This is a genomic window from Pedobacter sp. CFBP9032 (genome assembly GCF_034045265.1).
GTDB lineage: Bacteria > Bacteroidota > Bacteroidia > Sphingobacteriales > Sphingobacteriaceae > Pedobacter.
The window spans coordinates 548701-561543 of sequence record NZ_JAXCWE010000002.1 but is presented as its reverse complement, the minus strand read 5'-3'; the positions used below and the strand labels follow the sequence as shown (position 1 = coordinate 561543).

Sequence of the window (12843 nt, the reverse complement as noted above, 5' to 3'; positions counted from 1 at the left end):
TGTCTTATATTGTTTTAATCCACCTGGAGGCATATTGCAGCGAGAAAAGTGATGCAAATAACCAGATTAAAAGGGAAATCAGGGATAGCGATTCGTGCGTTAAAACGTGGTTTAGGTGGTTAAATTTGTAATTAAAATCTGGCTGCTCTGCCCAGTTAGATTTGCTGATGGATAAAGGTTTTTCATGTTCACCTGGCGAAATATTACTGATTTTATCAATTTGAAGCTTATTCATTTTCTGCGCCAATCCGTAGCGATAAGCTTCCGCCTGGTTTTGGAAATCGACGTAGGTTTTGAAATCGGAAGCAGTTAAAGCCATCGAAATTTGTTTCAGCGATAAGTAGGGGTTAAGCAAGCCTGCAACTATGGTAAAGCTGTTCTGCTTCCCGAAGGTTTCATTCAACTTACGTTGATGGTCGCTGTAAATATTCGAAGTAATCTTTTCCCCTTCAGCCATAATATATCCACCATAATTGAAAGGTAGTTTTTTCACATCTGTTACTCTGTATTTACGCAGTAACGAATCTTTGATGGCCGCATAATGCGCATCGTTTGGATTGTGGCTGTCTCCCTGCTTTTGAATGTCGGCAGTTACAGCATCGGCAAATTCGATTTTTGATGGCGTAGGGTGAATCTTTGAACCTATAGCCTGAACGATTCTCGGCATCAGCACGGCAAAGAAAATCCAGCAGGATAATAACGTAATCAAAGCTGTTTTGGAACTGCGTTGAAATGCAGAAACCAGCACGGTAATGGCAGAAACCACAAAAAAATAAACCGAGTAGCTGGTAATCAGAATTAAAAGGCGCAAGGCTGAATGGGTGCTGATTTCCCAATGGCTTAAAGATGCCCAGAGCAGAACTGTAAGCAGAATCAGCGGAATAAAAATGGTTAAGGCCACGCCAATAATTCCGAAGGTTTTTCCCCAAAGCAGCTTTTTCCAGCTTACATTCTGGCATAGTAAAATTTTCAGCGTTCCTGATTCCCGCTCTGCGGAAATGCTGTTATAACCCAGGAAAAAGATAAGCAGTGGTACCAATAACTGCAATACCATTGCAATGCTGATTTCGCCAAAGCGTAACATGCCGTTAGAGAAGCCAGCCTCACTAAAGTTCACGGTGTTTTGCTTATGGGCTTCCAGAAATATAGAAACGCCAGCGAAACTTTCAATCCCAAAGTCGAAGAAACTTAACTCATGCTTTTCCCTGAAAGCCAGGTAACCATAATGAGCCATCCGGTGCGGGTGCTTATCCGGTTTGGAAAGCCATTGCTCCCGCACCAGATTTTTGTAATGTAGACGTTGGTTATTTTGTGTTTTAAAATTTTGCCAGCCTACATAAGTGGCCAGGCAAAGCGAAAGTCCCAATAAAATAGTGAGTACTAAAGTTGCCCGATTACCAAAGGTTGATTTGTAGGTTTGTTTGGCGATTATAACGGTGATATTTGGCATTATATTCTATAGGTTACATTAAACATAACATTTCTGGGGGTACCAGGGAAAAGCCGTAAATAATTTTGTGCACCCACCCAATAGGTTTTATTCAGGATGTTATTGATATTCATGGCGAGCTGAACTTTAGATGCAGCTGGCGAATAATAGATGGCCGCATCTATAACGGTATAAGCAGGAAGGGTAAAATCTCTGATGTATAGGGGAAGTTTGTTTCCGCTATATTGTACGCCTGCACCAAAACCAAGCCCTTTTAATGTTCTGGCCTCCAGGTTATAACGTGTCCATAAACTGGCGCTATGCATTGGTGTATTTTGCACCCGTTCGCCAACTACTAAAGGATTAAAATCTTCCGTAACAACGGCATTTATATAGCTGTAGCCTACGTTAAACTGCCAGTTTGGTTTAATGAAACCAGATGATTCTACCTCAATTCCTCTGCTTCGCTGTGCGCCGCGTTCAATTAAACGGTTAACATCAAAAGGATCATTGGCGTTTATTAATAAATTTTTCTGATTGATTTCGAATAGGGCAACATTGACCATCAAATTACCACCAAGCCATTCAGATTTTGCACCAATTTCCTTTAAATCACTTTCCAGGGGTTTGAAACTGGTACCTGCCGGAGGTGGCACAATCACTAAAGCGGCGGTGTTGCTTTGTGGTTGATAGCCTTGAAGATAAGTTCCATATACGTTGATGTGACTATTTACGGCATAAGTAATTCCTAACCTCGGTAAAAGCTTGTGCTGACTGATTTTAGTTTCGTTGGTAAGCCTGTAATTGCCATAATCTTCATACCATTCCTGGCGTAAGCCTAGTGTTACGGTAAGTTGCTGGTATTTGATTTGATCCTGAAGATAAACCCCATTGATGAGGTAATACGAAGGTGGTATTTCTACTTTCGCAAACACATAATCGCTGATGTTCTTTAAGGTGTAGTTAGGATTAGCCAGGTTAAAAGGCTCTACATTTGTAACAGGGGCATTTATACCGTTCACTACGCGAAACTGGTAAAGATCTTTTTTATTCACATCATATCTTGCTGCAATTGTTCCGTCTTTTAAGCGATAGCCCTGGGCAGTATTGATTCCGCCACCTCTTAATTTTTGAGTAGTGATGCGATCGTAGCCCACTACCAGTTTATGCCCGAGGCCAAAAGTGCTTGCATTGATATTGAAATAAGAACTGATATTTTCTGTAGAATATTTTTGCTGGCGCTGAACGGCAATCATTCCCGCAAGGCTACGAATGGGTTGATTGTTCTCATCGATAGCGAAAGCATTATTAGTACGATGCTCTAACAAGTCTTCGTTCCAGTTTTGTTGCATATAGGCCACATTGAAAGCGATGCTTTTAGAAAATTTATGGACGAAATTTGCCATCAGCATCAGGTCTTGCGTATTAAATTTATCATTACTCGCACCCATGTTAAAACGTATTGGGGTACTATTTAAATCGGTTTGCCCGGCTACAGCGCCGAAAATCGCCTGTCCGCGATCCAGCCTAGAATTACTGTTGTTTAACACCATCTCTACGTTCAAACTCGTCTGATCATTTGGGATATAGGAAAAAGATGGGGCAATCATATATCCTTTTCTAAATTGCAGGTCACGGAAACTTTTACTGTCTTCATAACCTACATTCAATCTGTACAATAAGGTTTTTTCGGGATTAATGGGGCCAGTAAAATCCAATGCACCGCGAACGGTACTAAAACTTCCACCAGAAATACTGATCTCTTTCCGGTCTTCGGTTAAAGGTTTCTTAGTGACCAGATTGATACTTCCGCCAGGGTCTACGCTAGAGAAGGTAGCACTCGCCGGACCTTTAATGACCTCTATTCTTTCGAGGTTATTGGTGAGTGGCTGGTTGAAATAATTTTGACGGGTACGCATTCCATTAATGATCGTTCCTTCTTCGTTTTGATTAATACCGCGAATAGAAAACTGATTATAGAAACTGCTTTGAGATACACTGGTTACGTTTTTAACCGCATCGGCTAATACGGCTGCCTGTCTATCGGCAATTAATTCTTTAGAAACAGAAGAAATGGCCTGTGGGATATCCTTGTTTAAAGTTGCTGTCTTGGTCGCCGAAAATGAGTAGTTTCCATAATATTTTTTACCATTGGTGCCAACGATTTCAACGGTTTGCAGCTCTTCATTGGCTGTTGCCAAAATAATCGGATCCAGATTGAAATCACCTAAACCATTAAAGGGGATGTTTTTAGAAAATGTGCTGTAGCCAATAGCCGAAACAGTGATGGTATAAGTAGCAGCTCTTGGTAATACAATAGAGAAGCTTCCGGCCGAATCGCTGCTGAGGTTCAATAGATCTTTACCATTTTTAAATTTAATGGTGGCTTTGTTAATAGCTATTCCTTGTACATCTTTTATGCTACCGGATACTTTAATCTGTGCAAAGGAAGTAATGCTGATGGTGTTTATAATTAAAAAAAATAAAATTGTCTGCCATATCCAGCGGACGTTATATTGTTGGTACATTAAAAATGTTCGATTAAATGGTTTGTAAGTATAATTCCTGAAGATCTGTAGCAGAGATTTCGCTTGCCAATAAGGTGTGAATAAGCTCCCCTTGTTTCATGATACCGATATGTGTACCCAGACTCACAGCATTAAAAATATCATGTGTAGCCATCAGGATGGATTTACCTTCTGAAGCGAGTTTTTTAACCAGCTCGGTAAATTCGGCAGTAGCCTTTGGATCAAGTCCGCTGGTGGGTTCATCCATTAAAATGATCTTCGCATTTTTTGCAACTGCGATGGCAATGCCTACTTTCTGACGCATTCCTTTACTAAAACCTGCCAAATGTTTATGGTGTGCAGCTTCCTGTAAACCACAGTTGGATAAAAAGTTTATGAGTTCTGCTTCGCTATAATCGAAACCAGCTAACTTAGAAAAGTAATCGAGGTTTTCAATAGCAGACAGGTTGCCATAAAGCATCACTACTTCAGGGATATAGGCAAGATGCTTTCTCCGTTTATCATCGCTTGCAGAAATTTCTTCATTATTGATCAGGATTTTTCCGGCGCTGGGTTCGATAAAACCTAAAAACAAGTTGATGGTGGTGGTTTTTCCGGCACCGTTTTGACCGAGCAGGCAATACACTTCTCCTGGATTAACAGTTAAATTTAATTGATTGAGGGCTTGATACGATCCGTAATTTTTGGATAGCGAAATGGCTTGAAGCATAAAAAATATAGTAAATGGAATGTTTACCGCAAGCGGTTACATTGTATGAAAATCCTTGTAAAAATAAAAGAAACCTCTGGTGAGGTGTTAGGCGATTACACTTGGTGGCCCTTTATTGGCCGCAGAAAGAATGTAAACAACAGGGTGTTTCCCCAGATAAATAAACTGGTAATCAGATGGTTCATTTAAGCCCAAGGTTGTTTCGCAGTTACCTGGAAGTGTATAGATATGAGATTGGTGTTTTAAAACCTCACAAAGTTTACAGTTTACTTTGCTTGCCTTAAGTTGAGTAGTTGATTGTACCTGCTCTGACTTAGTTTTACAGTGATCAGAAGTCTCCTGATCATGGTGATGAAGGGCCTGAATGAATAACGCACTGGTAAATAATACCAATAAAAGTAACCCCCAAATTTGAGTGAGTATTTGCTTGCGATATGATTTGCCCGAATGCTTCAATTGCAACAAAGATACATTTATGAGCAAGCTTTCTACAATTTTTTTGAAATTTATTGGTTAGCCCTGGTCGTATTGTCTCGCTACGACCTATCGTTTAGTTGAAACATTAAGGGATCCAAACTTTGAGCGTGGACTTGTTTACCTTAATTTCTTCATGTCAAAATTTTTTGAATCTTTTTATAAGACTGGCGAAGTTGCTAGGCTCTTTTATCTTGAAAATTATTGATTTAACCTGCTATTATTCTAATGTCTCTGACCTTTATTCACTTTGAAAAGATGTAAAATCTGGGGAAACAACGCATCAATGTACTCTTCCACACCATTTTTAGATCCTGGAAAGGTTAATACCAAAGTATCACCAATAAAACCAGCAATGCCCCTCGATAACATTGCATAAGGCATGCGTTCTTGTCCGTATGTTCTGGCGGTTTCCATAATCCCATCAATTTGGCGGTCAATTAATGGACTGATCGCTTCAGGAGTAACGTCTCTCGGAGATAATCCCGTGCCGCCAGTAAAAATGAGCAGGTTGATGCCACTTTCAGACAGTTCTAATGCAGTGTTTCTAATCGCCTCAACTTCGTCAGGAACTACTGCGTATTTCTCTGTTTCGATCTCAAATTTTTCCAGTCTTGCCATAATGGCTTTGCCTGAAAAATCTTCAGCCATTTGCCCGAAAATAGAATCAGAACACACTACGACTGCTGCTTTTAATTCAGGGAATTTGAGGTTTTTAAAGTCAGATTTACCTCCGGATTTTTTAAGAAGGCGGATGTTTTGAATTTCTACACCTTTATCAATAGGTTTCAGCATATCGTACATGGTAAGTGCAGAAACAGATGCACCATGCATGGCTTCCACTTCAACTCCGGTTTTATAAATGGTATGCACTTCTACAGAAATAATGATATTTAAACCCTCTATGTCATAGGTAATAGAAGTAAATTCGATGGGAAGCGGGTGACAATCCGGGATGACATCACTTGTTTTTTTGACACCAAATAGTCCTGCTGCACGGGCAAATTCGAAAACATCACCTTTGGGTATTTTCCTTTGTACTACTGCGTCTATCGTTTCTTGTTTCGAAACCTTCACGGTAGCAGTGGCGATGGCAATTCTTAATGAATTTGACTTTTTTGTAATGTTTACCATATTATATGTTTTCCTTCCACTGGTGCGATTCGTCTTCAAATATCTCTTTACCCCAAATTGGCAGTTCAGCCTTGATGCGTTCTACCAATTCGTTACAGGCTTCAATGGCTGGCTTTCTGTGTGCTGAGGAGGTAAACACAAACAAACAGATTTCGCCAGCTTTTACCTTACCTAAACTGTGGTGTACATGCATACAGCTTAACGGGTATTTTTCAAAAATTGCTTCTCTGATTTCATGCATTTTAGCCAAAGCAACTTCTTCATAAGTGGTATAATCAATAGCAGCAACAAACTTTCCGTCTATTTCATCGCGCCTCACCTGACCCATAAATATACTATGGCCACCGATAGCGGTTTTTGTAGCGTGCTTTGCAATGCTGTCGGCAATGAATGCCGGACTGATTACGCCTTCCACAAAAATATTTTTTATCTTCTTTTCACTCATATTATTTTTTTAGAAAGTGATTTCTCCATTTTGAAATGCCACCTTTTAAGCTATAAATTTTCTTCGTGTGCCCATATTTTTCATGTAGTAATTCAGCAGCGGTTACACTTCTAATTCCATGCTGACAAAGCAATACAATCTGATTAGCCTCTATATTGTTTTGCAGGAAAGTGCCAAATTCAGACATGGGTACCTGCTGATAGATCTCTTTATTTAGGATCGGGAATTCGTGTTTCTCTCTTACATCAATTACTAACACGGATTCCTGTTTTTGTAAAAGTTGCATTTGTTCCACATCTATCTCTTCGAAAACAGATGCCGTAGCACCAGATTGCTCATTATACATCATTAAAAAATCGGCTTTGCTTTTTGATAAATCATAATTACTACCTGCTAAAATGTTGAGTTCGTATTGTGAATGGGTAAGCGAATGATAATGAAGTAGTTTATTAATCAATGGCTGGCCTATTCCGGTAATTAGTTTGATTGTTTCTGCTACAGCCATGGTACCGATGATTCCTGGTAACACACCCAGAACGCCGTTTTCTGCACAGTTTTGAACTTCACCAGCCTTTGGAGGAATAGGGAACAGGTCTCGGTAATTTGTGGCAACTCCTTGTTTATCTTTCACATTAAAAATAGCCAATTGCCCCTCAAAACCTGAAACCGCTGCAAACACCAATGGTTTTTGCAGTAATGCACAGGCATCATTTATTAAATACCGCGATTCGAAATTATCAGTGCTGTCTATAACCAAGTCATAACTTTCTATTATGTCGAGCACGTTATTTTTATCCAGGCGGATGTAATAATCTTTAACTGAAATATCAGGGTTCATCACCCGCAGTTTTTGAGCAGCGACCTGAACTTTGGGTTTGCCAATGTCAGTTGTATCAAAAAGAATTTGCCGGTGAAGATTAGATAGTGATACCGTATCATCATCTACCATTCCTATCTCCCCAATACCTGCTGCGGCAAGGTACTGCAATATCGGGCAACCCAAACCACCTGCACCAAGTACCAGTACACGGGCTTCAATGAGTTTTTGCTGTGCCTCTGCTCCAAAGCCTTTTAAGATAAGCTGCCTGCTGTATCGCTCCTGATCCATTGATTTAACCTCCCGAAAATGGTGGCATAATTGCCACCTTATCATTTTCTGTAAGTAGCTGATTGGCCTGGATGATGTTTTGATTTACCGCCAACTTATATTTCATCCCTGTTAATTGCGGGAATGATGTTTCCAGATATTGTTGAAGCTGGTCTGTATTTTCCATCCCTGGATATTCAATTTGCTGATTGGCAATGAATTCAGAAATTTGACCAAAACTGATGATTTCTAATTTCATATTAGTTCGTTTTAAGAATACTTATTTTATTCAATCCCTTAACAAATCTCCTGCCTGTTGCAACATCTGTGGTGACAATCATGGCTATGTTTCCTTTTTCTGCTTTCGCAGGATCAGTATCAAAAGCTGTCAAAATTAGGATATTGTTTTCGGATTTGGAATTGAAGACTTCATTCCAGGAGAAAACAACTTTATATCCATCAGTAGCGGTACAAACCAGGTAATATTCACTCAGTTTTTTAGGCGAGGTTTCATTAATTTCTACTTTTCCAAGCACTTCTTTGAGGGCAACACCTTTAATATTTTTGATGCTGCTTTTGCGCTGGAAAAGGTGATTATAAATTACCAGGCTATCTAAGTTCACTGTTTTGTAAGCTGAAAGCGATGCCAGATTGATGGTGAGTTTTTGCTTAACACTTCCTTCAACGGTAAATTGCTTGCTTTCTTGCGCCTGACTTTTGATGCAAAATAAGATTAAAATGGAAAATAGATACTTCATATTGACTATAAGGTCTTGATAATAGATACTAATAATTTGTAAAGTAAATGGTTAATTGGTTTTGATACTTAATACCTGCTACATGATACCTGATACTTTCTACTTGATACTCTCCACTTGATACCTAATACTCCCATAGCGTCAAACAGTTTAAATTATTCAGGAAGCAGCATTACAGTTACTTTATCTCCCGCTGTAAAATGTTGCTGATCTTCATTTAAGCAAATCAGGCAGTTGGATTGGGCAAAAGAACTTAGGCGAAATGATTCCTGCGCATTTAACGGTTTTGCTTTTCCTCCTGAATAGACTCCTTTCAAAAAATGAGTAAGTCCAGCTGGTTTATCATAATCAACGTCGAGTTCTGCCTCAATTTCTTTTACGCTGCTTTGTTGTTTGGAAAGCGCTTTAATTGCTGGCAAAACGTAGTTGTAATAGCAACTTAACACGGATGATGGGTTGCCAGGCAAACCGAAAATAAGTTTCCTATCTTTGGTGCCAAAATATAAAGGCTTTCCCGGTTTCTGTTTTATTTTATGAAACTTCTGCTCAATGCCACATTTTTCAGCGGCAGCAATTACATAATCGTAATCGCCTACACTCACGCCTCCGGTAAGTAGTACCACATCGCTTTGATTCATGGCTTTTTGGAGCGTTTCAACCAACGCATCGAGATTGTCATTTATCCAAAGCACCTCAACTTCCTCAATGCCTTCATATTTTAATGCAGCCGAAAGTGAATAGGAATTAGATTCATATACCTGTCCAAAAGACAAAGGTTTTCCTGGTTGTTGTAATTCATTTCCGGTAAGAATGATGCTCACCTTAGGCGTCGGAAAAACGGCAACTTCACTGATGCCGATTCCGGCTAAAAAGCCTAAGGCTGCAGGTGTAAGCAAACTTCCAGCCTGCATGGCCAATGCACCTGTTTTTATTTCAGCGCCTTTTTCCCTTACGTTTAGTCCGGTTGTTGCTTTAAGATCTTCTATAGTGATCTCATCAGCAGACCTCGAAATTTTTTCCTGCATGATTACGGTGTCTGCCCCTTCAGGAAGTGGTGCACCGGTAAAAATCCGACTTGTTTCGCCAGCTCTGATCGTTATTAACTGACTTGTTCCTGCAGCCATTTCGCCTACCAGCGTATAAGTTTTCGAGGATGCTTCAAATTTAATTGCATAACCATCCATAGATGATTGCCTGAAAGCAGGGATATCAAACTTTGCATAAATATCAGCAGCCAAAGTATGTCTGGCGGCACGGTTAAGTGGAATAGTTACGGGTGGAAGAGTGGTAATGTTATCGGTGATAATTTTTTTGGCTTGGTCTACAGTAATCATTATCCTCCAATTGTGATCATACTTCTGTTGTTAATCGCATCAGCATCAAGCTTTTCGAAGTGACTGATCAATTGACCACCCAATTCTTTTTTCTTGCTCCAGATATTGGCTTTAATCAACGGTAAGACTTCTTCACCATTTCTCAGGGCAGTAAGCAAATCAGTCTCACCATTAGAGAATAAACAATTTTTAAGTTTTCCATCTGCCGTTAAACGCATCCTGTTGCAAGTGCTGCAGAAAGGGGCCGTCATGGTGCTGATAATGGCAAAAGAACCCTCATGTCCCGGAATCATGAAATGTTTGGCCGTATCGTGCGGTGCACCTTCCACTGGTAAGACCGTGAAATCTTTTTCAACCTCCGTCAAAATTTCCTGAAGTGAAAACATTTTATTACTCGTCCATTTATTGCCGCTAAAAGGCATAAACTCAATAAACCTGATTTGAATAGGATTGTGCTTCGTCCAGTCGATAAAGTCTTTAATCTCGCTGTCGTTTAAGCCTTTCATTACCACCATATTAATTTTGACGGTAATTTTTTCTTGCAATAATAATTCAATATTACTGCGTACCTGGTGGAAAACATCCCGACGGGTAATGAGCATAAATTTTTCTGGCTGCAAGGTATCCAGACTGATATTCACCGTTTTTATTCCAGCTTCTTTTAGGGTAGGAAGCATTTCTGCAATCCGGGTTCCATTGGTGGTAATTACCAATTCTACAGGAAGCTTTCCTAATGCCGAGATAATGGCCGCGGCATCTTTTCGAACTAAGGGTTCACCACCGGTAAGCCTGATTTTTTTTACGCCCTGTTCTACAAAAACTTTAGCCAGTTGAATAATTTCATTGGTTTGCATTAACCTGGAAGCGGGAGTGAAGTCGTATTCTTCCTCTGGCATACAATAAAAGCAGCGGAAATTGCAGTTATCTGTTAGGGATATCCTTAAATAATCGTGAACTCTTCCGAACGAATCTGCTATCATTAATTGTTTATTAAATTGTGGTAATCGGTTTCGGTATCAATATCAATATTACCTTGCGCAAAAGCAACAGTTTCTACATCATTATCGTGTAATTTTAACATAGATTTGGCACCATTATTTCCGGTAAGGGATAAAAGTTGAGAGAAATACCTTTTATTGAACAGTGCCGGGGTACCAGTTGTTTTAGCATAACTGCTTGCAATGATGCCTTTTTTGGTACTGATGTGTTTTTGTTGCAATGCTGATAGAATTGTCTCGTTGATGAATGCCTGATCGGATACGGTAATAATGAGGTTTTCCAGATCTGGAGAATGTTTTAGTATTTCTGCGAGTCCGGCTGCGATGCTGGAAGCCATCCCATCGCTCCAATTGTCATTTATGATGTGTGCGACAGTTAAAGGGATTTTTTCTTTAACCTGATTTGCAAAGGCACCCAACACCACCACAACAGGCTTAAATTTGGTTGCCAAAGCAGCTTCAATGGTCCATTCGATCAGGGTTTTATCCTTAAAAATCAATAGCTGCTTCGGTCTACCTAACCTGCTTGAATTCCCTGCAGCCAGAATGATGATTCCGGTATTCATTAATTATTTTCAGTTTGATGAACATGAATAGGCGCATTTTTCTTTTTCAATTGCCCTGCAGATGCGCGTGATAAAACCGCTTTAATTTCGGCTACAATAGAAATTGCAATTTCTTCAGCAGTTTCTGCACCAATGTCTAATCCAATCGGTCCATGCACCCTCGATTGATTTTCATCTGTATTCAGGTTCAATTCATCCAACATTCTGATCAACTTCTTTTTTGGACCTAAAGTACCAATATATGGCGCGTTTGTAGGTAGCAGGAGGTTGAGTAGGGCGAGGTCATAGTTATAATTATGCGTCATTAAAACGAAAGCCGTATTTCCATCAATCTCCACCTGCGGAAGCAATTGCGCTGGCTTTGCAACTAAAATTTGGTTGGCGTTTGGAAAGCGCTGATGGTTAGCATGTGTTTGTCGGCCATCGGCGATGATGACCGTCCAACCAAGTAAATCGGCGATGTTTGCAAGTGGTTGTGCATCATTTCCGGCTCCGGCAATAATCAGCGAAATCGGTGGACTGATAAATTCGAGAAATGCATTTACAGGTTTTTCAGCTATTGAGTAATCTATGAAATTTGATTTTTTTGTTTCTAAAACATGTTGTAAATCATGGCTATAGAACTGCAAATGCTCATTTTCTAGCTTAGTATATTGATCGTTCTTTCTTAATACTGCATTCGTGCCAATTTGTTCTTTTCCCTCCAGCGAAAATAGTACGGCTACGGCAGCATTTTCACGCTTGGCCTGTAATGCAGTTAAAATCGCAATCGGATTGGCCTGTATGTCATCAAAAATTGGTTCAAAAAGAATGTAAACGATTCCATTACACCCCAATTGAACGCCAAATTTGGCATCATCTTCATCCATAGAATCGTAAGTAACCAATTTGTTTTCTTGCTGGTGGATGGCGCTGAGTGCTTTTCTTAGTGCATCACCTTCCAAACAGCCACCACTAATCGCACCAGTTAAAAGGCCATCTTCGGTGATGAGCATTCTTGCGCCCGGCCTGCGGTACGATGATCCTTCCACTTTTACTACCGTAGCCAGGGCGGTTTTCTTCCCTTCCTTTTTAGCCTTTTCGTATGCTTTTAAAATATCTGCAATCTCTTTCATCTCATCATTTTTCCGGTAATGCAAGTTAACCACTATATTTCTAAAAAATTGTTTAACACTTGCCTCCATTAGTAACAATATAGGTAGCGAAAGTTTTATTTTTTTTTGGTTAATTTAAAAAGCTGCTTTGTGCATTTTTTCTATAGATCACCCAAACCCAAGTAACATTTCCCTGTTATTTTAGCTAGATTAGCCTTTTTTAAAATTGAGATGATAAGTTTTCTTTCATGAAAAATCCCTTTTGTTTAAAAATATTAATTTTATGG

General features: G+C 39.7%; 13 protein-coding genes. All 13 read right to left on the bottom strand.

What is annotated here, in order from left to right:
* Positions 1 to 4 precede the first annotated feature (4 nt).
* Positions 5 to 1450: a DUF3526 domain-containing protein gene (locus SOM16_RS06220; protein WP_320463125.1), complete on the bottom strand. Its 1446-nt coding sequence runs from the start codon at positions 1448 to 1450 to the stop codon at positions 5 to 7.
* Complete coding sequence (locus SOM16_RS06215; protein ID WP_320463124.1) at positions 1450 to 3957, bottom strand: TonB-dependent receptor; 2508 nt, start codon at positions 3955 to 3957, stop codon at positions 1450 to 1452. The genes SOM16_RS06220 and SOM16_RS06215 overlap by 1 nt, the downstream gene beginning before the upstream one ends.
* Before the next feature lie 13 nt (positions 3958 to 3970).
* Positions 3971 to 4666, bottom strand: coding sequence for an ATP-binding cassette domain-containing protein (locus SOM16_RS06210; RefSeq protein WP_320463123.1), 696 nt, complete (start codon positions 4664 to 4666; stop codon positions 3971 to 3973).
* An 87-nt stretch (positions 4667 to 4753) separates the two neighbouring features.
* Positions 4754 to 5149, bottom strand: coding sequence for a hypothetical protein (locus tag SOM16_RS06205; RefSeq protein ID WP_320463122.1), 396 nt, complete (start codon positions 5147 to 5149; stop codon positions 4754 to 4756).
* A 216-nt stretch (positions 5150 to 5365) separates the two neighbouring features.
* The gene (moaCB, locus tag SOM16_RS06200; RefSeq protein WP_320463121.1) at positions 5366 to 6274 is read right to left on the bottom strand and encodes a bifunctional molybdenum cofactor biosynthesis protein MoaC/MoaB; all 909 of its coding nucleotides are present in this window, start codon (positions 6272 to 6274) and stop codon (positions 5366 to 5368) included.
* Position 6275: 1 nt separating this feature from the next.
* Positions 6276 to 6719, bottom strand: coding sequence for a molybdenum cofactor biosynthesis protein MoaE (locus SOM16_RS06195; RefSeq protein WP_320463120.1), 444 nt, complete (start codon positions 6717 to 6719; stop codon positions 6276 to 6278).
* A gap of 1 nt (position 6720) precedes the next feature.
* Positions 6721 to 7827, bottom strand: coding sequence for a ThiF family adenylyltransferase (locus SOM16_RS06190; protein WP_320463119.1), 1107 nt, complete (start codon positions 7825 to 7827; stop codon positions 6721 to 6723).
* 4 nt (positions 7828 to 7831) lie between these two features.
* Complete coding sequence (locus SOM16_RS06185; RefSeq protein WP_320463118.1) at positions 7832 to 8065, bottom strand: MoaD/ThiS family protein; 234 nt, start codon at positions 8063 to 8065, stop codon at positions 7832 to 7834.
* A gap of 1 nt (position 8066) precedes the next feature.
* A complete protein-coding gene (locus SOM16_RS06180) occupies positions 8067 to 8564 on the bottom strand; it encodes a molybdopterin-binding protein (RefSeq protein WP_320463117.1) in 498 nt (165 codons plus the stop codon).
* A gap of 155 nt (positions 8565 to 8719) precedes the next feature.
* Positions 8720 to 9898 carry a gephyrin-like molybdotransferase Glp gene (gene glp, locus SOM16_RS06175; RefSeq protein ID WP_320463116.1) on the bottom strand — a complete coding sequence of 393 codons (1179 nt, stop codon included), beginning with the start codon at positions 9896 to 9898 and terminating at the stop codon, positions 8720 to 8722.
* A complete protein-coding gene (gene moaA, locus SOM16_RS06170) occupies positions 9898 to 10878 on the bottom strand; it encodes a GTP 3',8-cyclase MoaA (RefSeq protein ID WP_320463115.1) in 981 nt (326 codons plus the stop codon). Before moaA ends, glp begins: the two co-directional genes overlap by 1 nt.
* Complete coding sequence (locus SOM16_RS06165; RefSeq protein WP_320463114.1) at positions 10878 to 11462, bottom strand: nucleotidyltransferase family protein; 585 nt, start codon at positions 11460 to 11462, stop codon at positions 10878 to 10880. The genes moaA and SOM16_RS06165 overlap by 1 nt, the downstream gene beginning before the upstream one ends.
* Entirely contained in the window at positions 11462 to 12646 is a 1185-nt protein-coding gene (locus tag SOM16_RS06160; protein WP_320463113.1) for an XdhC/CoxI family protein, read from the bottom strand. Before SOM16_RS06160 ends, SOM16_RS06165 begins: the two co-directional genes overlap by 1 nt.
* Positions 12647 to 12843 lie beyond the last annotated feature (197 nt).

Excerpts from the sequence above, each read along its gene's own strand:
- SOM16_RS06220 (WP_320463125.1), bottom strand. The coding sequence starts at position 1,450 with ATGCCAAATATCACCGTTATAATCGCCAAACAAACCTACAAATCAACC.
- SOM16_RS06215 (WP_320463124.1), bottom strand. The coding sequence starts at position 3,957 with ATGTACCAACAATATAACGTCCGCTGGATATGGCAGACAATTTTATTT.
- SOM16_RS06210 (WP_320463123.1), bottom strand. The coding sequence starts at position 4,666 with ATGCTTCAAGCCATTTCGCTATCCAAAAATTACGGATCGTATCAAGCC.
- moaCB (WP_320463121.1), bottom strand. The coding sequence starts at position 6,274 with ATGGTAAACATTACAAAAAAGTCAAATTCATTAAGAATTGCCATCGCC.
- SOM16_RS06195 (WP_320463120.1), bottom strand. The coding sequence starts at position 6,719 with ATGAGTGAAAAGAAGATAAAAAATATTTTTGTGGAAGGCGTAATCAGT.
- SOM16_RS06190 (WP_320463119.1), bottom strand. The coding sequence starts at position 7,827 with ATGGATCAGGAGCGATACAGCAGGCAGCTTATCTTAAAAGGCTTTGGA.
- SOM16_RS06185 (WP_320463118.1), bottom strand. The coding sequence starts at position 8,065 with ATGAAATTAGAAATCATCAGTTTTGGTCAAATTTCTGAATTCATTGCC.
- SOM16_RS06180 (WP_320463117.1), bottom strand. The coding sequence starts at position 8,564 with ATGAAGTATCTATTTTCCATTTTAATCTTATTTTGCATCAAAAGTCAG.
- glp (WP_320463116.1), bottom strand. The coding sequence starts at position 9,898 with ATGATTACTGTAGACCAAGCCAAAAAAATTATCACCGATAACATTACC.
- moaA (WP_320463115.1), bottom strand. The coding sequence starts at position 10,878 with ATGATAGCAGATTCGTTCGGAAGAGTTCACGATTATTTAAGGATATCC.
- SOM16_RS06165 (WP_320463114.1), bottom strand. The coding sequence starts at position 11,462 with ATGAATACCGGAATCATCATTCTGGCTGCAGGGAATTCAAGCAGGTTA.
- SOM16_RS06160 (WP_320463113.1), bottom strand. The coding sequence starts at position 12,646 with ATGGAGGCAAGTGTTAAACAATTTTTTAGAAATATAGTGGTTAACTTG.